General features: G+C 46.8%; 18 protein-coding genes. 4 read left to right on the top strand and 14 right to left on the bottom strand.

From position 1 onward, the window contains the following. The gene (locus J9B83_RS01040) at positions 1 to 624 is read left to right on the top strand and encodes a bifunctional 4-hydroxy-2-oxoglutarate aldolase/2-dehydro-3-deoxy-phosphogluconate aldolase (protein WP_211534814.1); all 624 of its coding nucleotides are present in this window, start codon (positions 1 to 3) and stop codon (positions 622 to 624) included. 118 nt (positions 625 to 742) lie between these two features. On the opposite strand, the gene J9B83_RS01035 is transcribed toward J9B83_RS01040, so the two are convergent. The 5 genes from J9B83_RS01035 to rpsU all read right to left on the bottom strand — a co-directional run bounded on the left by J9B83_RS01035 (position 743) and on the right by rpsU (position 7,274). After that, positions 743 to 2,149, bottom strand: coding sequence for a PhoH family protein (locus J9B83_RS01035; RefSeq protein ID WP_211534813.1), 1,407 nt, complete (start codon positions 2,147 to 2,149; stop codon positions 743 to 745). 315 nt (positions 2,150 to 2,464) lie between these two features. Beyond that, on the bottom strand, positions 2,465 to 4,303 hold the full coding sequence (gene rpoD / locus J9B83_RS01030) for an RNA polymerase sigma factor RpoD (protein ID WP_211534812.1): 1,839 nt from the start codon (positions 4,301 to 4,303) through the stop codon (positions 2,465 to 2,467). Between the two features lie 115 nt (positions 4,304 to 4,418). Continuing rightward, positions 4,419 to 6,419 carry a DNA primase gene (gene dnaG, locus J9B83_RS01025; RefSeq protein WP_211534811.1) on the bottom strand — a complete coding sequence of 667 codons (2,001 nt, stop codon included), beginning with the start codon at positions 6,417 to 6,419 and terminating at the stop codon, positions 4,419 to 4,421. A 4-nt stretch (positions 6,420 to 6,423) separates the two neighbouring features. Next, the gene (locus J9B83_RS01020; protein ID WP_211534810.1) at positions 6,424 to 6,870 is read right to left on the bottom strand and encodes a GatB/YqeY domain-containing protein; all 447 of its coding nucleotides are present in this window, start codon (positions 6,868 to 6,870) and stop codon (positions 6,424 to 6,426) included. 188 nt (positions 6,871 to 7,058) lie between these two features. Continuing rightward, positions 7,059 to 7,274, bottom strand: a complete 216-nt coding sequence (rpsU, locus tag J9B83_RS01015; RefSeq protein ID WP_009835737.1) for a 30S ribosomal protein S21 — start codon at positions 7,272 to 7,274, stop codon at positions 7,059 to 7,061. A 416-nt stretch (positions 7,275 to 7,690) separates the two neighbouring features. Here rpsU and tsaD point away from each other — a divergent pair, with 416 nt between their 5' ends. Both tsaD and folB read left to right on the top strand, forming a co-directional pair. Continuing rightward, complete coding sequence (gene tsaD / locus J9B83_RS01010; protein ID WP_211535110.1) at positions 7,691 to 8,728, top strand: tRNA (adenosine(37)-N6)-threonylcarbamoyltransferase complex transferase subunit TsaD; 1,038 nt, start codon at positions 7,691 to 7,693, stop codon at positions 8,726 to 8,728. A gap of 1 nt (position 8,729) precedes the next feature. Further along, positions 8,730 to 9,095: a dihydroneopterin aldolase gene (gene folB, locus J9B83_RS01005; RefSeq protein WP_211534809.1), complete on the top strand. Its 366-nt coding sequence runs from the start codon at positions 8,730 to 8,732 to the stop codon at positions 9,093 to 9,095. 14 nt (positions 9,096 to 9,109) lie between these two features. On the opposite strand, the gene J9B83_RS01000 is transcribed toward folB, so the two are convergent. The 8 genes from J9B83_RS01000 to J9B83_RS00965 are packed head-to-tail and all read right to left on the bottom strand — an operon-like array spanning position 9,110 to position 17,105. Continuing rightward, positions 9,110 to 10,201 carry a tRNA nucleotidyltransferase gene (locus J9B83_RS01000; RefSeq protein WP_211534808.1) on the bottom strand — a complete coding sequence of 364 codons (1,092 nt, stop codon included), beginning with the start codon at positions 10,199 to 10,201 and terminating at the stop codon, positions 9,110 to 9,112. Positions 10,202 to 10,210: 9 nt separating this feature from the next. Continuing rightward, entirely contained in the window at positions 10,211 to 10,528 is a 318-nt protein-coding gene (glpE, locus tag J9B83_RS00995; protein WP_211534807.1) for a thiosulfate sulfurtransferase GlpE, read from the bottom strand. After that, positions 10,525 to 11,352 (bottom strand): symmetrical bis(5'-nucleosyl)-tetraphosphatase, encoded by an 828-nt coding sequence (locus J9B83_RS00990; RefSeq protein ID WP_211534806.1) that lies wholly within the window; start codon positions 11,350 to 11,352, stop codon positions 10,525 to 10,527. The genes glpE and J9B83_RS00990 overlap by 4 nt, the downstream gene beginning before the upstream one ends. Positions 11,353 to 11,361: 9 nt before the next feature. Then, positions 11,362 to 11,736 (bottom strand): Co2+/Mg2+ efflux protein ApaG, encoded by a 375-nt coding sequence (gene apaG, locus J9B83_RS00985; RefSeq protein ID WP_211534805.1) that lies wholly within the window; start codon positions 11,734 to 11,736, stop codon positions 11,362 to 11,364. Then, entirely contained in the window at positions 11,737 to 12,537 is an 801-nt protein-coding gene (gene rsmA, locus J9B83_RS00980) for a 16S rRNA (adenine(1518)-N(6)/adenine(1519)-N(6))-dimethyltransferase RsmA (RefSeq protein ID WP_211534804.1), read from the bottom strand. It abuts the gene before it with no gap. Further along, positions 12,534 to 13,553 carry a 4-hydroxythreonine-4-phosphate dehydrogenase PdxA gene (gene pdxA, locus J9B83_RS00975; protein WP_211534803.1) on the bottom strand — a complete coding sequence of 340 codons (1,020 nt, stop codon included), beginning with the start codon at positions 13,551 to 13,553 and terminating at the stop codon, positions 12,534 to 12,536. Before pdxA ends, rsmA begins: the two co-directional genes overlap by 4 nt. A gap of 46 nt (positions 13,554 to 13,599) precedes the next feature. After that, entirely contained in the window at positions 13,600 to 14,850 is a 1,251-nt protein-coding gene (locus J9B83_RS00970) for a peptidylprolyl isomerase (RefSeq protein ID WP_236037033.1), read from the bottom strand. A gap of 2 nt (positions 14,851 to 14,852) precedes the next feature. Beyond that, complete coding sequence (locus J9B83_RS00965; RefSeq protein WP_236037032.1) at positions 14,853 to 17,105, bottom strand: LPS-assembly protein LptD; 2,253 nt, start codon at positions 17,103 to 17,105, stop codon at positions 14,853 to 14,855. A 129-nt stretch (positions 17,106 to 17,234) separates the two neighbouring features. Between J9B83_RS00965 and djlA the strand changes: the two genes are divergently transcribed. Next, a complete protein-coding gene (gene djlA / locus J9B83_RS00960; RefSeq protein WP_211534801.1) occupies positions 17,235 to 18,023 on the top strand; it encodes a co-chaperone DjlA in 789 nt (262 codons plus the stop codon). 5 nt (positions 18,024 to 18,028) lie between these two features. Here djlA and J9B83_RS00955 read toward each other — a convergent pair whose 3' ends face one another. After that, positions 18,029 to 19,015, bottom strand: coding sequence for a DUF3530 family protein (locus tag J9B83_RS00955; RefSeq protein WP_211534800.1), 987 nt, complete (start codon positions 19,013 to 19,015; stop codon positions 18,029 to 18,031). Positions 19,016 to 19,072: the final 57 nt, after the last annotated feature.

The following is a 19,072-nucleotide window of genomic DNA, read 5'->3' as shown; positions in this document are numbered from 1 at the left end:
ATGACGACTTCTTATACTGCCGAACAGGTCATGACTGCTACCAAAGTGGTTCCTGTTATTGTTGTGGATGATGTTCAGCAAGCGGTTTCATTAGGCAAAGCCTTAGTTGCTGGTGGCGTGCCTGTGCTTGAAGTGACCTTGCGTACTCCGGCAGGTTTAGCGGCCATTACTGCGCTTCGTAAAGAGGTGCCAGAAGCGATTGTTGGTGCCGGTACCGTATGTTCCCGTGCGCAATATATCCAAGCGATTGAGGCGGGCTCTCAGTTTATTATTAGCCCAGGTATGACGGCAGACTTACTGGCTGTTGGTAAAGAATACGATGTGCCTTATTTGCCTGCGGTGGCAACGATTTCAGATATTCTTTTGGGCATGGAATACGGTTACGATCGCTTTAAATTCTTCCCTGCTGAAGTGAATGGCGGCGTTAAAGCCTTGAAAGCATTCGGAGGTCCTTTGCCAGACATTAAATTCTGCCCAACAGGCGGCATTGGCGCGGATAATTTCCGTGAGTATTTGGCATTGCCTAACGTGTTGTGCGTTGGTGGCTCTTGGATTGTGCCGACAGACCTTGTGAAAGCAGGGAAGTGGGACGAAATTACTGAATTGGCTAAGTCTGTTGCCTAGAGTAAACCTATTTTCAAGATAGAGTAGAGCAGGCTAACGTGAGATTCAAAAAGGGAAAGACCTCGGTCTTTCCCTTTTTTGTTGCTTAAAGCAATAGCTAAATGCTGATCATCTGGCCTTACAGGTTTTCCTCTGCGAACTCGGCAAGTCGGCTGCGTTCTATGCCATTAACGTGCATAACGCTGGCATACTTAAAGTCTTTTGATTTTTCGACCAAGTAAGTCAGGCCTGAGGTGAGCGGGGTGATGTACTTATTGTCTATTTGGGCGAGATTGCCAAGGACAATGATTTTCGAGTTGCTACCCACTCGAGTAACGATGGATTTTAGCTGGAACTGAGTCAGCCCTTGAGCTTCATCTATGATGATAAGAGCGTTATTAAAAGAGCGTCCTCTCATGAAGTTGAGTGACTTAAACTGGATATTGGCTTTTTGTTTAACGTAATCGATACTGCTAAAAGAATGCTCATCAGCACCATGCAATATCTCTAAATTATCATCAAATGCCGCCAGCCAAGGAGCCATTTTTTCTTCTTCTGTGCCAGGTAGAAAACCAATGTCTTCTGCCATAGGCGGTGTTGATCGAGCGACAATAATTTTGTTGAAGCGTTTTTCTTCCATTGTCACATGAAGGCCGTAGGCGAGGGCCAGTAGCGTTTTACCGGAACCGGCAGGGCCTGTCATTACCATCATGTCTGAGTTATCGTGACGAAGCAGATAAAACGCCATGGCTTGTTCTAAATTGCGAGGCAAAATGCCCCAGAAATTTTGATTCATTAAATGCTGTTTGTTTACATCCAATAAATACACATGCTGTTGATCTATATTCACCACAAAACCGATAAAATCCTCATCGTCGATGACAAACATATTTAAGTACAAGTTGGGTAAACGCGTTTTATCAATCACATGAACGGTATGACGACCATGTGCCTCAGTGTTCACGCTATCAATGGTCGACCAAAAGCTGTCTTCAAAATGAATATATCCTTTGGTCATTAGGTCTAAATCGTCCAGTACGCGATCTTTTCGGTAGTCTTCTACGCGCTCTAGCCCTGAGCCTTTTGCCTTGATTCGCATGTTAATGTCTTTCGTGACGAGGCAAACAGAAGCTCGCGGATGTGTAGCTTGTAGGCTAAGCCCAACATTAATGATGCGGTTGTCGTTGGCATGATCATGGTTGCCGTTCAAAAAGGGGATGTTGTCCGTCAGAGTAATTTGTTGATCAGGAAAAATAGCCAGAGTACCTTCGCTGCGCTTGTTGCCCGCTTCGTCTGATTCGTTGGCTAACATGCTTATGGGAACACCCGCCTGCAAATCTCGTGGCGAAGCGTCACCCACAATTTTGTCAATGGTGTTGATGGCGACACGAGCTTCACGGCTGACATCTTTGTCTCTTCTGTCCTTTATAACGTCCAACTCTTCCAGCACTGTCATAGGAATGACCACTTTATGCTCTGCAAAAGCGTAAATAGCCAGCGGGTCGTGTAGTAAAACATTGGTATCAAGAACGTAGATTTTTTTCATAGGGAATAACTCCTGTTGTCAACATGAAGACTCTTTTGAAAAAGGAAAAAACGAACGAAGTGCGTGGTGTGTAACAAGCGAAAGCAGGCGTATCGCGATTAGATGAAAAAAGCGTGTAGTGGAAAAATTGAGGGTAGTGATTATGGTTTTGTAGCAAGCTTTGCCTCACTGTCTTTATCCATACTCTAATAAGAGTGTATGACAGTTTTGTTGCTTATGCTTGTTCTAAAAAGGTTTTTTATGGCGCTTAGGTAAATCTTAAGCATAAAAAAACCGCTGACAAAGCAGCGGTTTCTTAGTAAAGCCAGTAAACAATTACTCGTCTAAGAAGCTTCTTAAATGCTCAGAGCGACTTGGGTGACGCAATTTACGCAAGGCTTTGGCTTCGATTTGGCGAATACGTTCACGGGTTACATCAAATTGCTTACCCACTTCTTCAAGTGTGTGATCCGTGTTCATATCGATACCAAAACGCATACGCAATACCTTGGCTTCACGGGCGGTTAAGCCTGCCAATACCATGGTCGTTGACTCACGTAAGCCTTCAATAGTAGCGATGTCGATTGGAGACTCGGCACCATCGTCTTCGATAAAGTCACCCAAATGGGAGTCTTCGTCGTCACCGATAGGAGTTTCCATTGAGATAGGCTCTTTGGCGATTTTCAATACCTTACGGATTTTATCCTCTGGCATGTCCATGCGTGCTGCTAACTCTTCCGGCGTCGCCTCGCGTCCCATTTCTTGTAGCATCTGACGAGAAATACGATTCAATTTGTTGATCGTTTCAATCATGTGCACAGGAATACGTATGGTACGAGCTTGGTCAGCAATCGAGCGAGTAATCGCCTGACGAATCCACCACGTAGCGTAGGTAGAGAACTTGTAACCACGGCGGTATTCAAACTTATCTACCGCTTTCATCAAACCGATGTTGCCTTCTTGAATCAAGTCCAAGAATTGCAGACCACGGTTGGTGTACTTTTTCGCAATCGAAATTACCAAACGTAAGTTGGCTTCCACCATTTCTTTTTTGGCACGACGAGCTCGAGTTTCACCGATAGAAATACGACGGTTAATCTCTTTCAATTCTGCGATGGTTAGACCGGTTTCTTTGGCTACAGCACGCAGTTTGCGTTGGCTACGCATGAACTCAGCTTCGTTCTCTTCCAACATAGCCGAATAGCTTGCACCAGATTCGATCTGCTCTTTCAACCATTCTTGGTTCGTTTCATTGCTTGGGAAGCGTTTCAAAAACTCAGTGCGTGGCATGCCAGATTTACGAACACACACTTGCATAATAAGACGTTCTTGATCGCGAACTTTTTCCATACGCGAACGAACACGATGAACCAGCTCATCAAACAATTTAGGCACAAGCTTTATTGGAGCAAAGCTGATACTGAGTTCTTCTTGTTTGCTCTGCACCGCAGGATCTTGGCGGTTGCTCGTCTCAAGCAAGACTTTTAGCTCGTTGTAAATACGTGCAATATCGTTGAAGCGAAGGGCGGTTTCTTCTGGGTCAGGACCGTTGTCCGTTTCTTCTTCGGTATCGTCTGAATCATCATCGTCGTCATCGCTGTCTAGCGCATCTTCTTCAACAACAGGTTCTTCAACAGCGAGTTCTTCAAAAATGGGTTCCTCGCCATCACCGTCGATGAAACCACTGAATATGTCACTGAGACGACCTTCTTCTTCCTGTACCTTCGCATAAGCATCAAGCAATACATCTACCGCACCTGGGAAGTAAGACACTGCTGCCATGACTTCACGGGTACCTTCTTCAATGCGTTTAGCAATGGCGATTTCACCTGCACGAGTTAGAAGCTCAACGGTTCCCATTTCTCTCATGTACATGCGAACAGGGTCTGTTGTGCGAGTAATATCGCCTTCTACCGCAGCAAGCGCTGCGGCGGCTTCTTCCGCCGCTGCTTCATCGGTAGAGTCACCTTCTTCCATAAGAAGGTTATCTTTATCTGGTGCAATTTCAGAAACCGTAATGCCCATGTCATTGATCATGGCAATGATTTCTTCTACTTGCTCCGGGTCTGAAAGGTCATCTGGGAGGTGGTCGTTAACTTCAGCAAAAGTGAGGTAACCTTGTTCTTTACCCTTGGAGATCAGCTCTTTGAGACGTGACTGTTGAGTGTCTGGCATTCGACAACCTATCGTTAGAAATTCATTTGGGAGTTTAGCAAGCCGCGGATTATACCAAAATTAATCAATATCATCCACCAAATCCGTTATTTTTTGACTGATTTTTAAGCAAATATCAATGTTTTTTTTGCCTAATTAAATCCATCAAGTTTCTGAGTTCTTGCTTACTGCTAGTATCCTTAATGGACTCGTTACCTTTGCTTTTCAACCGTGCGATGCTGCTATTTAAACCAAGATTTTTTTCCATCATGGAAATCATGTCGAGAACTTCTTGGTGTGCATTGTCTATTTTTTGCTTCGTTGCAGCATCTTTATGGTTCAATAATGCGTAAACAGCGGCGATAGTGGCGCTATCTGTTGACTCACCTAAAAAATGTCCCGTGTTTTTATTAGGGTGTTTTGCGAAGTATCTCCACAGTTTGCAAAAAACTTGTAAGTCTTCGTTGGCTTGGTTAACGATAGGGTCAGGCAGGTCAATTTTTTGCGCAATATGAGGGTGTAGGAGTAAGCATAAAGAAGCTTGTTTGATGCGGCCAATGCTTGGCGCGGCAGGTGGTAACGGGGCGGGCTCATCTTTGTAAAATTTGCCATTTTTACCAGAGAAAGGCTTTTTGACAAACGGCTTTTTAATGCTGCTCGTTGCGTGTTGGTAAGTTGAAGCAGAAGGAAGTTCTGCAGACGACTGATAATCGTCATACTCCCCAACAGGGGGCTCATCGGCATAGTGACTTAGGTTTGGGTGTTCATCGTTATTATGGGGTGCTTGTGGTGTAGGGTATGAATCAGCCGATGTACTGGGCGCTGGTCGGCGAGTTTTAAATACCGTGTTACTTAGGGTTTCTTTGTCGATACCAGACTGTTCACTGAGCTGACGAATAAGCACCGAGCGAAACGTCAGCTCATTAGGGATTTGCTGTATCATTTCCATGGCATTACGGGCGAATTGCGCTTCGCCTTCTTCATCGCCTAGTGTGACTTGGTTGCGAGCGTGTTCGAATAAAACATGAGACAAGGAAGAGGCGTCTTCAAGGCGATGGTTAAAGGCTTCTTTTCCCTCTTTTCTAACCAAAGAATCAGGGTCTTCTCCGTCTGGTAGAAACAGAAAACGAATTTGCTTTTCATCTTGCATGACAGGCAAAGAGGCTTCAAGGCCTCGAATGGCCGCCGCGCGTCCGGCTTTGTCGCCATCAAAGCAGAGCACAACTTTACTGACTAATTTGAACAGCTTACGGATGTGCTGACTGTTGACCGAGGTACCCAATGTGGCAACGGCGTTGGTGATGCCATGCTGAGCAAGCACAATGACATCCATATAGCCTTCGACGACAAGAATCTGATCCAAAATCGGCGTATTTTGCTTGGCTTCAAACAGCCCATACAGCTCTTGGCTTTTCTGGAAAACAGGGGTTTCGGGCGAATTAAGGTATTTGGGCTTTTCATCGCCAAAGGCGCGACCGCCAAACGCAATAACGCGACCGCGAGAGTCGCGAATAGGGAAAATAATACGATCACGGAAGCGATCGTAATATTGACCTTGTTGGTCTTTCTTTTCGATGAGCATGCCGCCCAGTAAAAGTTGTTCTTGGCTTTCTGCCCGTGTGCCAACCGCTCTGAGTAAGTTGTCCCAGCCAGGTGGCGCATAACCCAAGCCAAATACTTTAGCGATTTGGCCCGATAAACCGCGATCTTTCGATAAATAATCAGTGGCTTTTTTCTTATCGGGGTGCTGGGTGAGTTGCTGCTGATAAAATTGCGAACTCTCAGATAAGCGTTTTAATAACTCGGCATTTTGCTCATAACGATCCGGTGCACCTTGTTCGCGAGGCACTTCCATACCAGCGTCTTTAGCCAGTGTTTCTATGGCGTCAACAAAATCAAGGTGATCGTATTCCATGACAAAGGAAATGGCGTTGCCGCCAGCACCGCAGCCAAAACAGTAATAAAACTGCTTGTTTGGATTTAAGCTAAAGGAAGGGCTTTTTTCGTTATGAAAAGGACACAGGGCACTGTAGTTTTGCCCGGTTTTTTTTAAACTAATACGAGACGCAACCACATCGGTTAGGTCGGTTCGAGCTAAGAGCTCGTCAATAAACTGATCAGGAATGCGTCCCGCCATGGTATTAACCTAGTTGTGCTTTTACTTGTTTGCTGATTTGCGCCATGTCGGCACGGCCCTGCACTTGAGGTTTAACGATGGCCATCACTGCGCCCATTTGTTGCATAGAGCTGGCGCCTGTTTGTGCAATAGCGGCTTTTACGATCTCGCCTACTTCGTCGTCGGTCAATGGTGTGGGTAGGAACTCGCTGATGATGGTCATTTCTTCTTGCTCGACGGCGGCTAAGTCATCACGGCCACCATCGATAAATTGTTTGTAAGAGTCTTTGCGTTGCTTGTTCATTTTGTCTAGAACCGCTAGTACGCGGGCGTCATCAAGTTCAATACGCTCGTCTACTTCGATTTTTTTACATTCAGATAAAATGGTGCGAATGACTGTAACGCGCTGTTTTTCTTTGGCACGCATGGCGGTTTTTAGGGTGTCTGAGATGTGTTTTTTTAAATCTGACATGAAGAGCCTCTTTGGTCTTTGTTAGGGTGTCTTGTTTAGTGACTGGTGAATCTTGTTTAGGCAGTACATTATCAAAAAGCACCGCAAAAAAAAGCGGCTAGTCATAAACTAGCCGCTTTTCTGCGCTTAAACATCTAGGTGTTTAGGCAAACTTTTGCGTAGATCAAATTGCCAATGGGCAAGTCGGCCTAGTACAAACGTTGGAATTTCTTCTGCTCACGAGATACTTTCTTCGCGTGGCGTTTAACGGCAGCAGCAGCAGCACGTTTGCGAAGAGTGGTTGGTTTTTCGTAGCATTCACGACGACGAACTTCAGCCAAAACGCCTGCTTTTTCACAAGAGCGTTTGAAGCGACGTAGAGCGATGTCAAATGGTTCGTTATCTTTTACTTTTACAGCTGGCATGTTATTACCTTCAATATTAATTTTTTAAAGTTTAAGCATTCACAAAAACGGCGTGAACTATACCCGTATTCACAGGGCTTTCACAGCGCGCTTTTGTTGAACAGAGTGAGATTCAATGACGAATCGATTTTTCTGGGCTAAGCCCAACCCTGAACAGACTCTTGTCGCGTCTGTAACGGTATTCATTTTTTAAGAGGGTGTTTGAATCAACATCTTTGCTTGCAATGGAAGCGATGCGCCAAACGAAAAAATCACCTGCCTTTTAATTTAAACATTTAAAACGCGCGCATTATAATCACTTTGTCTTGTGTTGTCTAATCAGATTTGCCGGTAAATGGAATCAAGTGGCGTTTCACGCTGCATTGAAGAGGGCAGATAAGGTACAATGCGCGCACATTATTGATGAGATTATTCTGATGAAAGTATTGGGATTAGAAACCTCTTGCGATGAAACCGGCATCGCCATTTATGATACAGACAAGGGCCTGCTGGCGCACAAAATTTATTCACAGATCGCTCAGCACGCGGAATACGGTGGCGTGGTACCAGAACTGGCCTCGCGGGATCATGTACGCAAAACCTTACCCTTGATCGACGAAGTGCTGGAAGAAGCGGGTATGAAAAAAACCGACCTAGATGCTATCGCCTTTACCAGTGGCCCAGGGTTAGTGGGGGCGCTTATGGCAGGGGCAACCATTGGTCGTGCCATGGCTTATGCGTTGGGCATTCCGGCGCTTGGGGTTCATCATATGGAAGGTCATTTGTTGGCGCCCATGTTAGAAGAGTCTCAGCCCGCCATGCCGTTTATTGCTTTATTGGTGTCTGGCGGACATACCCAATTGGTTCGTGTCGATGGTATCGGTGAGTACAAATTGTTGGGGCAATCTTTAGACGATGCCGCCGGTGAGGCCTTTGATAAAGCCGCTAAGATGATCGGTTTACCTTATCCAGGTGGCCCTCAGATTGCGGCATTGGCAAAGCAAGGTAACGCTAAGTCGGGATTAAAATTCCCCCGTCCGATGACGGATCGCCCTGGTTTGGATTTCAGTTTTAGTGGTCTAAAAACGGCTTTTTTGACGTCTGTACATGCCGCGCTTGATGAAAATCGTTGCGATGAGCAATTCAAAGCTGACGCCGCGTTAGCGTTCGAAACCGCGGTGGTCGATACCTTGGTGATCAAGTGTCGTCGCGCATTAGAAGCCGAAGGATTGAAGCAGCTTATTATTGCTGGTGGTGTGAGTGCTAATCAGCGTTTGCGCGAACAACTGGAAAGTCAGCTGAAGAAAATTCAAGCCCATGTTTTCTATGCGCGTCCAGAGTTTTGTACTGATAATGGTGCCATGATTGCCTATGCCGGTGCCCAGCGTCTGCTTAATGGTCAGTCTTCTGGTCTAAATTTGTCCATTCGAGGTCGTTGGCCTTTGTCTGAATTACCTCCACTGAAGGCGTCTTAATATGAAAGATTTAGTATTTATCGAAGGTTTAAAAGCCCAAGCCGTGATTGGTGTGTACGACTGGGAAAAAGAGATTCAACAAGAATTAGTGTTTGACTTAGAGATGGAGCACGATAATCGCGTTCCCGCCGCGACGGATGATCTGTCGAAAACACTCGATTATGAGGCTATCTCGAATCATATTTTGCGCTTTTGTGCGGAGCGTCAGTTCGAATTGATCGAAACCTTGGCAGAAAATCTGGTCGATGAGCTTATTGTCGACTTTAAACTCAATGCGGTGACGCTGACATTGCGTAAACCCGGTGCTGTGCCTGCTGCTCGTGCTGTGGGCGTAAAAATCCATCGTAAATCGGCCATCATGTACTAATAAAAAATACAGAGTTAGTTAATAAAGGGCGATAAAGTGGCGTCCAGCGCTTCGACACGGGACTGCTTGATAGCTTGTCCTAATTCGGCGCCGCTCAAACCTTGTTTGATCAAGGATGCCGCTTGAATTTTACTGATGGCGTTACGCAGGGCGGTCCAGTCTTGTATTTCTGTGTGTGTCAATTTGCTTAAAACCTCGACCAGTATTAAAAAGGGTTGAGGTTTTTTTATGGCATGAACACGGCTAAGCCAATCTTCCCAGCGCAATGCATTCATAGGGATGTGTTGGTGTTCAAGAAAGTCTCGAACTTGTTCTGCCAGCGTTTTAAACTGGTTTGGGGTGCGCAAATGATCGTGTAGTGCACTCAATGTAGCTAATGGCGTGTGCTGAGTTAATCTGGCCCAGCGCTGTGCTGGCGTCAGAGTAAGTTGTTCATCCTGTGTCTGAGAGGCGTCTAGCCAAACGAAGCCGGGAAACAGCACGGGCAAGGCATTGGCTTCGTTTAATACACGAAAGAAAACATCGCTATAAGGTGTGTTCAATGTTTTTTCGAGTTCTTTCCAGACGCGTTCTGCGCTCAGTGCGGCAAGCTCCCCTGACGCACTAATAGTCTGCATCAAGGCCAGTGTTTCAGGTGCGATATGAAAACCAAATGCGTGAAATCGTGCGGCGAAGCGAGCAACACGCAATACGCGTAATGGGTCTTCGACAAAGGCGTCTGACACGTGGCGCAAGCAGCGGTTGTGCAAATCTTGTTGCCCTTGAAAAGGGTCAATTAGCTGGCCTTGGCTGTCTTGAGCAATGGCGTTGATAGTGAGATCTCGTCTCGCCAGATCTTCTTCTAAACGGATGTCTGGGGAAAAATCACAAATAAACCCAGTGTAGCCTTCGCCTTGCTTTTTTTCCTTGCGAGCTAGGGCATATTCTTCTTTGGTTTTTGGGTGTAAAAAAACCGGAAATTGCTTTCCTACCTGTTGATAGCCTTGTTGCTCCAGTTGCTCTGGTGTGGCGCCTGTGACTACCCAGTCGTGGTCAACAACAGGCAGTTCAAGTAGCTTGTCTCTTACGGCACCACCAACCAAATAGACCTGATAAGCTGCGTTCATGAGATTGTGTTAGCCCATTTCACATTGGTCTGGAAACATAACGCTCCACTGGCTAAAACCGCCATTTAGCGAATAAACTTCAGAAAAACCTTGAGCCGCGAGGTATTCTGCTGCGCCTTTACTGCTGTTGCCGTGGTAGCAGCAAACAACCACAGGCTGATTTTTATCGTTGTTATCAATAAAATCTTGTACGTTGTCATTGGTCAGGTTTTTAGCGTTGGTGATGTGGCTGGTTTGAAAGCTGGTTAGGTCGCGAATGTCGACTATATTGGCGTTGTTTTCAATGATGGGTAAAGCGTCTGCAATATCGATACAAGTATAGGTCATTTTTCTTTCCGGTTAATGGTGCAAGGTGTACTAAATCGTTGTTTGTCCTCAAGGCGCAATGCCGTGAGACTTCCTCCCCAAACGCAACCCGTGTCCAATGCGTGTATCCTGTCTTGCTGAGTGATGCCTTCTAAAGCGGCCCAGTGACCAAACACCACATGGCAAGGTTCAGGCAATTGCGTTGGGTACGTAAACCAAGGCGCGTAGCCGTTGGCCGCCGTATTGACGCCTTCTTTTGATTTAAGATCGAGCTGACTGTGCGGATTACAAAAGCGCATACGAGTGAAATAGTTAGTAATGGCTCGTAAGCGATCTTGACCGGTTAGGGCGTCATTCCATAAATTCGGCTTGTTACCATACATGTTGGCAAAAAAATCATCAACTTGGTCGGATTGAAGGGTGCTTTCTACTTCTTTTGCTAAGGATTGCGCTGTGACCAGATCCCAGCAGGGAGGAATGCCTGCGTGAGTCATTACCACATTTAAAGAGGCATCGAAATGCAGCAAGGGTTGGTGGCACAGCCAGTCCATCAAATCATCACGGTCGGCGGCGGTGAGAATATCCACCAGTGTATCGCCTTTTTTCAGCTTGCCGTGACCATGGGACACCGCCAACAAATGCAGATCATGATTGCCCAATACGACTACGGCTTTATCCCCAAGAGACTTGATAAAGCGCAGGGTTTCTAGGGATTCGCTACCACGATTAATCAGGTCGCCTGCGAACCATAAAGTGTCCTGTTCCGGCTGATATTCAATCTCTTGTAAGAGCTGCATCAGCGGCGTTAGGCAACCTTGTAAGTCGCCAATAACATAGGTTGCCATGAGAGTGCCTTAATGTACTTGGTTAGGAACAGATAAGGTAAAAGGGCGTACGGGTGCATCAAATTCGATACCATCGTCGGCAATAAATCGATAGCTGCCTTGCATGCTTCCTACCACGGTTTCCATGACAGTTCCGCTGGTGTAATGGAAGGATTCGCCGGGTGTTAAGTAGGGGTATTCACCGATGACGCCGTTGCCTCTCACTTCCTGAATGTGTTCGTTGCCATCGGTAATGACCCAGTGGCGAGTTTGCAATTTCGCCGCTTCTGTTCCGCAGTTGGTGATGGATATGTGGTAAGCAAATACATAGCGAGATTCGTTTGGCGCTGACTGTTTGGCCAAATATTCAGTACGAACTGAAACGACGACATCGTATTTTTGCATTTAAGCTTCCTTTTTAAGCACGTAATTCGTGATGCGAACGAAGTCTTCCACGTCGAGTCTTTCTGGGCGCAAAGTCGGGTCGATGCTCAAAGCCGCGAAGTCGTCATTGTCCAGCACTCCTTTGTAGTTGTTGCGTAAGGTCTTACGGCGTTGTTGAAAGCCAACACGAACCATGTCTTCGAGCTTTTTAACGTTGTCCACCGGATGCAGCAAGACTTTGTGAGGCGTCATTCTGACAATGGCGGAATCCACTTTAGGCGCAGGGTCAAAGGACTCTGGCCCGACAATAAACAGAGATTCTACGGCGCAGTAATATTGCGCCATCACACTCAAACGTCCATAAAGACTGTCGCCTGGACGCGCCGCTAAGCGGTCAACCACTTCTTTTTGCAACATGAAATGCATGTCTTCAATAACGTCGGCTTGGCTTAACAGGTGAAAAATAAGCGGCGTTGAGATGTTGTAAGGCAGGTTGCCCACTACTCGAATAGACTGCTCGTCAGTTTTCAAAGATCGAAAATCAAACTTCATGGCGTCGGCTTCGTGAACCGTGAGGTCTGGGTAACGAAATAGGTTCACTTTTAGAATAGGGATCAAATCGCGGTCGAGTTCCACCACATCCATGCGCTCAGTGACGCTGATGATGCCTTCGGTGAGCGCGCCTTTACCTGGCCCGATTTCGACAAGGCGTTGGCCTTTTTTAGGGCCAATGCACGCCACAATACGACGAATTACACCATGATCATGAAGGAAGTTTTGACCGAATCTTTTTCTGGCCTTATGGCCTTGTGGTTTGCTCATTTAGAAAACTTTTTCGCGTTATTTGCCATGTTAATAGCATGTTGAATGGCCACTTTCAGGCTGCCGTTGTGTGCTTTGCCTGTGCCAGCTAAATCGATTGCTGTGCCGTGGTCGACAGAAGTTCGTATTATGGGTAAGCCGAGGGTAATGTTAACGGCGTTACCAAAACCAGAATATTTTAGCACAGGTAGACCTTGATCGTGGTACATGGCCAAGGCGCAATCTGCGTGGTCTAAATACTTTGGTGTGAAAAGGGTATCGGCTGGCAAGGGGCCGATAAGATCGAGGCCTTCTTGGCGCAAGGCGTCGAGCGTCGGCGTAATGACCTCAATTTCTTCTTTGCCTAAATGGCCGTCTTCCCCTGCGTGAGGATTCAGTCCACAAACTAAAATGCGCGGATGTGCAATGCCAAAACGTGCCTGTAAATCCTGATGCAGCGCTCGAACCACTCGACTGATGCTTTGTTCCGTAATAGCGTCAGACACGTCTTTTAAAGGCAAATGAGTCGTAACCAAGGCAACTTTCATGGCCTCAGTGGCCAGCATCATTACCACATGAGGGGACTGACATTGTGCTTGGAAAAATTCAGTATGACCTGAAAAGTGCACGCCTGTGTCGCACAAAACCCCTTTATGTACGGGCGGTGTGACAATGGCGTCAAAGCGGCCTGCAATGCAGCCTTCTCCGGCTTGTCGCAGAGTATCGAGTACATAAGGTGCGTTGGCCACATCCAGTTCCCCGGCTTTTGCTGGTGTCGCGAGCGGAATCGGCAGTACGCAAACAGTACCTTGCTGATGCTCGCCGACTTGGCTCGCCTCTTCAAGGCAGGCGATGTTTATCTCTATACCCAACGCGAGGGCGCGATCCGCCAGCAGCTGTGGGTCAGCGAGTACCACCAAGCGGGCCTCAAATTGAGTTTCGCTCAGTGCGCTCAGAATGATGTCAGGGCCAATACCGGCAGGCTCGCCTGAAGTAATCGCGATGATTGGTGAAGCCTTATGCGGTTGATTGACCATGAAATCCTCTTTGTGCTGTTTTTTCATTTTTTACGGATAAAAAGTGTTATTTCTTAATATCAATGAAGGCGTCGGCGCGTAATTCATCCAGCCAATTGCCCAAGACCAAATCTTGTTTTTGCGCGGTTAACGCACGTTCTGCGTTGGCGCGCTTCACTTTGTCGCTGATGTCTGCTTCACGACGGCCTTCGACCTGCAGAATGTGCCAGCCAAACTGGGTTTTAAACGGTTTGCTGATGTCGCCTAGGTTAGTTTGATCCATTTGGTTTTCAAATTCAGCCACCATGGTGCCGGGTGTTACCCAGCCAAGATCACCCCCTTGGATGGTCGAGCCTTGGTCTTCGCTGTATTCTTTTGCCAATTGAGCAAAGTCGGCACCGTTTTGCAGTTGATTGTATAAATCATCGGCCAATTCTTTGGTTTGCTCTAGATTACGAATTTCGTTAGCGCGAACCAGAATGTGACGAGTTTTGGTTTGTTGCTGCAAGGTGACATTGGGAGAGCGTTTTTCGATCACCCACAACAAGTGCATGCCGGCATTACTTTGTAAGGGGCCAATCAGAGGGCCGTCTTGGCCTTCAAAGGCGCGAACAAACAACGGTGGTAATTGGTTAATTGGACGCCAGCCCAAGTCGCCGCCTTCGATGGCAAAAGAGCCGTCTGAATGTGCAATGGCTTGCTCAATAAAATCGTCTTCCGTTTGAATAGTGTCCGCGATTTGTTGAATTCTAGCCTGAGCCTGCTCTGTGTTGCTGGCACGGATAATCAAGTGACGCAGGTGAATTTCGTCTTTCTCTTTGGTGATGCTGGTGTCTGAGGTGAGGTAGTCGTCTACTTCTTGTTCTGAGATCACGATGCGTTTGCGAATGATGTCTCGTTTGATGTTGTTGATGAGAATTTCTTGTTCGATTTGTTGGCGGTAGCGGCCATAGTCGATGTTTTTACTCGCCAATACATCTTTCAGACCCTGTAGATCCAATTTCATGTTTTTAGCCACGCCAAGAATGGCGTTGTCCACTTCTGTCGAAGACGCTCTCATGCCCACTTTGCGCGCGTAATTGGCTTGTAGTAGCTCATCGATCATTTGGTTTTGAATTTGGCGATGGACGTTGTCCGTCATTATGCCGCCAGGAATGCGGTCTTTGACGATCTGAAAACGGCTTTGAATGTCGCTTTCTAAAATTGGAGTGGAGTCGACAATGGCGGAGATGCCATCAATTTTAACGGGCGCGGCGTGAAGCGTGTGTAACGGCACTAGGGCCATAAAAAAAATGGGTAATAAAGAAAGCAACTTCATGGTTAGTATCCAACGTTTCCTTGGTTCCAATAGGTGTCGGCAATACTGGATTCGCTGTTTGCGGTACCAGCCGTGCTTAAACCACGTAGGGTAAATTGTAAAAAGATGCCTCGGTCTGAGACATCGTCATCGTCGAGCCAATCTTGGTAGCTGAATGATACCTTGATGCAACAGTTTTCATACCCTAGACCAACGATTTCTTTGGTCGAGTCTTCCAGTAGAAAATCGTAGGTGTATTGGGTAAACAGGCTCCAATTTTGGTTTAACGGCAACACCGAGCCAAGGCTAGCTTGTTTGGCGTCGTCGTCTGAATCTGTGTTGTTAATCGAATACAGGTAGCTCAAATTTACTTTCACATCGTCCACGGGCTCCATAGACGCCACCAACTGCGCTAGGTTGATTTCATCGTCCCCTAGGTTGTAATTAAGGTTGGTGGTGAGTGTGTAACGATTGCCGCTGTAGCTGACCGATGTTAATAAATCACTTTGGTTGGCGTCGTCGACGGGCGAATCTGTACTTGAGTCGTCATCAATATCAACATAACGGTCTTCTAAATAATAGATTTGACCCGCTTTAAACGCCCATTTTTCATTATTGTTTGCATCATACAGACGGCTTTCTACCCCTAGGGTGACCTGCTCGGTGTCGCCAATTCGGTCATTACCATTAAAGCGCGTATGGCTAAAGGCTTGCGAGTAAGTCATGGTCGGCTCGCTGGCATCAAAATCAGGGATGTCGTCTTGATTTTCATAGGGAGAATGCAAATAGCTGAGCTTCGGCACCAGTGTTTGACGCCAAACGCTGTCGTTGTGAACAAAGCTGCGCTCGAAGGTGACCGACGAATCTAGATAGGTAGAAAAATGGCTGATAGAGGTAGTGCTGTCTGGATCTGTGGTGTAGCTGTTGATGTCGTAATCACGGTATTGAGCCAATACACCCGGTGAGATACTGCCCCATGCGTTGCTAAAATCGAGCGAAATATCTTGATTTAACACCGTGCGCTGGCCATCAAAATCGTCTTCTGCTGGATCATAAAAATCCGTGTATTGAGCGTCAATGTCGTACTCAAAAAACGACTGAGTATATTGGTAGGAGCTGTCCAGTCGTGGTAACCATTCAAAAGGCTTGTCGTTATCATCATCCGGTGTTTGGTACGTTAAATAGGTGACTTTATTTAAGAGGTTGCCGTTATTGGCACTGACGTAAACGCTGCGTTCGTAATCGTCTTTTTCACCGATAGAGGTACTGTTGGCTTCTGGATAAAGGTCTTCGGTGGGGTTGCTTTCGTACAAAACACCGGCACTGAAATGCGAGTTAAAGGTCTGGTCACTGGCGAATTTAAGTAAGGTCTGTTCGCCTTCGTCGTCATCAAAAAAGGTCGACTGCTCGTAAGTGGTTTCACCGTAAGACCCCAGATGGCGAAGTTCTACATCCATCCCCGCGCCTTTTTCTTGAATTAATTGAGGCGTGAAAGTGGCGTCGTAGTTTGGCGCTATGTTCCAGTAAAACGGTGTGGAAAGGCTTAATCCATCGGAGCCAGAGTAACCAAAGCTAGGGAAAAGAAAGCCAGTTTGTCGGGTGTTATCAAGAGGGAATCTAAGCCAAGGGAAGTAAAAAATAGGTACGTCGGCAATGCGAATTTGCACGTGTTTGGCGGTACCAAAGCCTTCATTGGTGTCCAGTTCAATCGAGCTTCCGTACAGTGCCCAGCTTTCTTCGTTGGGTTCACAGGTGGTGAAAAAGCCTTCTTCGATAAACACCACGCCATCTTGGCGGCGCAGTAGTAAATCGGCTTGGCCGCGAGCGCCTGAGGAATGATTTAAAAAGCTAGCGTTATTAAATACTGTCGGCTGATTGCTGTTGTTGGAAATATAACCGTCTGTACTGCGAATAAGCTGATCTTTACTGCGAACGGTGACATCGCCGGTGGCGCGATAGTAGTCATCCGGAATGCCGTCTATGGTGTTGGCCGAGAGGGTCGACAATGGCTGGATGATTTCAGCATTACCTTCTAGGTGAACCACGCCCTTGTTGTCTCGAAAAATCAGATCGGCTTCGAGTTTGGTTTCTTTGGTGCTGGTGGAGGTCCATTGATCGAGGTAAGCGCCTTGGCAGTATTGATTGAGTTGCGATTGTTGCTCTGTGGAGAGGGAAGCGCGTGGCGTCCAGTCCCATTGATTGGTTTGCGCTTGTGCAACAGGTAGAATGCAAAGACTTTGAAAAAATAAGGCGTAGGTGCGTAAATGCTTAACCATGCAGGGTATACTTATCATCAATAATTATTGTCCGAATCGGATACTGCCTTTACGAGCGGTTCCACGTGATACGACAAATGATAATCTAAGCAGGCCTGCAGGGGCTACCGATTCTGGAGAAATATCTTTATGTGGAAAATTGTTTGCGCCATTTTAGGCTACATCTTAGGCGGTTTTTTTGGTGCCATTGTTGGCTTTATAATTGGTAATTTCATCGATAGAAAGCAGTCGGGCGGTGCTTTTGGCAGTGCTCGTGGTCGTGCTAATGTTCGTCAGCAACAAGAAACCTTTTTCCGCACCTTGTTTTTGTTGATGGGAAGGTTGGCCAAGTCAGATGGTCAAGTTTCTGAAGCAGAAATTCAATTGGCGCAGTCGGTTATGCAGCGATTACTGTTGTCGCCAGCGGCGCAAGATCAAGCGAAAAAACTCTTCATCGAAGGGAAGTCGGCCAATTTTGATCTCACCACCGTATTGGATAATTTCAAAACCGTGGTAGGCCCTGGTGACTTGACTCGCACCCTGATCGAAGTGCTCTTAGTATCGGCTTACGCTGATGGTCATTTTAGCGTGGAAGAGAAATCTTTTGTGTCTCACGTTTGCGCCCATTTGGGTGTGTCGGTCGCCGAGTTTGAAACCTTGCATGCGCAAGTGAAACAGCAAGCGCACTTTAGAAAAGGCTATTCTACGGCCGATGCCATGGGGTCGAAAGATCTGCTCAAAGCAGCGTATGAAGCGCTGGGCGTTACGCCAGACATGAGCGACGCTGACATCAAAAAAGCCTACCGCCGTCTGATGAGCAAAAACCACCCAGACAAACTCAGCGCGCAAGGATTACCGGACGAGATGATCGAACTGGCCAAAGAGCGCACTCAAGAAATCCAATCAGCTTACGAGCTGATCAAGAACACCCGCAAGTAATATGGTCAATAAAAAAGCCCTTTTTCTACGCTGGGAAGGGTGTTGCGTTGATTGATTTGTGTTGTTTGTTGTTTCAAAAAGCCTCGTACCGTTTGAATCAGCGTGGCTTTATTTTCCTCACCCGATAAGGGAACTGGCAAGGCGTCTAATTGAAGGTAAGTGGCGTTGTCGGCCACTCTTTGATTCGCGGCTTGTTGTCGCCAAGTAGCAAATTGCTCGCTGCCCGAACGCATCACGTAATAATCCAAAACCGGCTGATTAACGCGACGAATGCGTTGAGCCAGTTCGTATTCTGATACGGGGTCGGTGTTTTGTTGTTTTGGCACATCGATATCGATTAACGCCAATGCCCGAGTAGCGTCTGGGTTTTGCGCCGTAAAGGTCAGCGCGTAACTGGCGCCGGTTCGATAGCCTAACAATATCAGTTGCGTCATGTCTTGAGCGTTAGCTTGCTCTATAGTGGCCTGAATGCGGGCGAAAATCGCCGCTTGATCTGGCAGTTCAAACTCTGTGGGCGTTTGTGCGTTGTCCGTGTCTTCTCCTCCTTCCTCTTTGTCAGCCGTGGCTGTTGTGTTAATAGCTTGTCCTCGTTTGATAATATCGGGCACTTCAATGGAAAAGGTACACCAGCTGTATTGGGGTAAGGCATTGCGCAGTGGCGCGATGGCATCGGGCCAATCTGGGTGTTGATTATCCCCATGCAACAGAATCACACAGCCTTGGGTCGACGAGGTTTCAGAGGCCTTATAAAGAGCAAGAAAAGGGGTGTCGTCGGCGTTTAACGTTTGTATTTGGTGGTCGAGACGTCTAATAGACAAAGAGGATGTTAATGCTTCAAGACGACTTTTTTGGGGTTGAGGGGACGCATAAAGCGAGTCGCTGTCATTGGTTGAAGGGACCGCCGTACCGGCTTCTTCTGCCCAAGTCATGGTTGAAGTAGCCAAACAGTTCAAGGCGAGAGAGGCACAAAGTAGCGGGCGAATTTTCTTCATTGTTTTCAATACTTCTATTAAAGGCCTTGGTAAAATAGGGGCTACGTTTGATTTTAA

Source organism: Marinomonas vulgaris (assembly GCF_018145875.1).
Taxonomy (GTDB): Bacteria; Pseudomonadota; Gammaproteobacteria; order Pseudomonadales; family Marinomonadaceae; genus Marinomonas; species Marinomonas vulgaris.
The sequence above is the reverse complement of the archived record's forward strand: the minus strand, read 5'-3'. Positions and strand labels throughout refer to the sequence as shown.

Excerpts from the sequence above, each read along its gene's own strand:
- J9B83_RS01040 (WP_211534814.1), top strand. The coding sequence starts at position 1 with ATGACGACTTCTTATACTGCCGAACAGGTCATGACTGCTACCAAAGTG.
- J9B83_RS01035 (WP_211534813.1), bottom strand. The coding sequence starts at position 2,149 with ATGAAAAAAATCTACGTTCTTGATACCAATGTTTTACTACACGACCCG.
- rpoD (WP_211534812.1), bottom strand. The coding sequence starts at position 4,303 with ATGCCAGACACTCAACAGTCACGTCTCAAAGAGCTGATCTCCAAGGGT.
- dnaG (WP_211534811.1), bottom strand. The coding sequence starts at position 6,419 with ATGGCGGGACGCATTCCTGATCAGTTTATTGACGAGCTCTTAGCTCGA.
- J9B83_RS01020 (WP_211534810.1), bottom strand. The coding sequence starts at position 6,870 with ATGTCAGATTTAAAAAAACACATCTCAGACACCCTAAAAACCGCCATG.
- rpsU (WP_009835737.1), bottom strand. The coding sequence starts at position 7,274 with ATGCCAGCTGTAAAAGTAAAAGATAACGAACCATTTGACATCGCTCTA.
- tsaD (WP_211535110.1), top strand. The coding sequence starts at position 7,691 with ATGAAAGTATTGGGATTAGAAACCTCTTGCGATGAAACCGGCATCGCC.
- folB (WP_211534809.1), top strand. The coding sequence starts at position 8,730 with ATGAAAGATTTAGTATTTATCGAAGGTTTAAAAGCCCAAGCCGTGATT.
- J9B83_RS01000 (WP_211534808.1), bottom strand. The coding sequence starts at position 10,201 with ATGAACGCAGCTTATCAGGTCTATTTGGTTGGTGGTGCCGTAAGAGAC.
- glpE (WP_211534807.1), bottom strand. The coding sequence starts at position 10,528 with ATGACCTATACTTGTATCGATATTGCAGACGCTTTACCCATCATTGAA.
- J9B83_RS00990 (WP_211534806.1), bottom strand. The coding sequence starts at position 11,352 with ATGGCAACCTATGTTATTGGCGACTTACAAGGTTGCCTAACGCCGCTG.
- apaG (WP_211534805.1), bottom strand. The coding sequence starts at position 11,736 with ATGCAAAAATACGATGTCGTCGTTTCAGTTCGTACTGAATATTTGGCC.
- rsmA (WP_211534804.1), bottom strand. The coding sequence starts at position 12,537 with ATGAGCAAACCACAAGGCCATAAGGCCAGAAAAAGATTCGGTCAAAAC.
- pdxA (WP_211534803.1), bottom strand. The coding sequence starts at position 13,553 with ATGGTCAATCAACCGCATAAGGCTTCACCAATCATCGCGATTACTTCA.
- J9B83_RS00970 (WP_236037033.1), bottom strand. The coding sequence starts at position 14,850 with ATGAAGTTGCTTTCTTTATTACCCATTTTTTTTATGGCCCTAGTGCCG.
- J9B83_RS00965 (WP_236037032.1), bottom strand. The coding sequence starts at position 17,105 with ATGGTTAAGCATTTACGCACCTACGCCTTATTTTTTCAAAGTCTTTGC.
- djlA (WP_211534801.1), top strand. The coding sequence starts at position 17,235 with ATGTGGAAAATTGTTTGCGCCATTTTAGGCTACATCTTAGGCGGTTTT.
- J9B83_RS00955 (WP_211534800.1), bottom strand. The coding sequence starts at position 19,015 with ATGAAGAAAATTCGCCCGCTACTTTGTGCCTCTCTCGCCTTGAACTGT.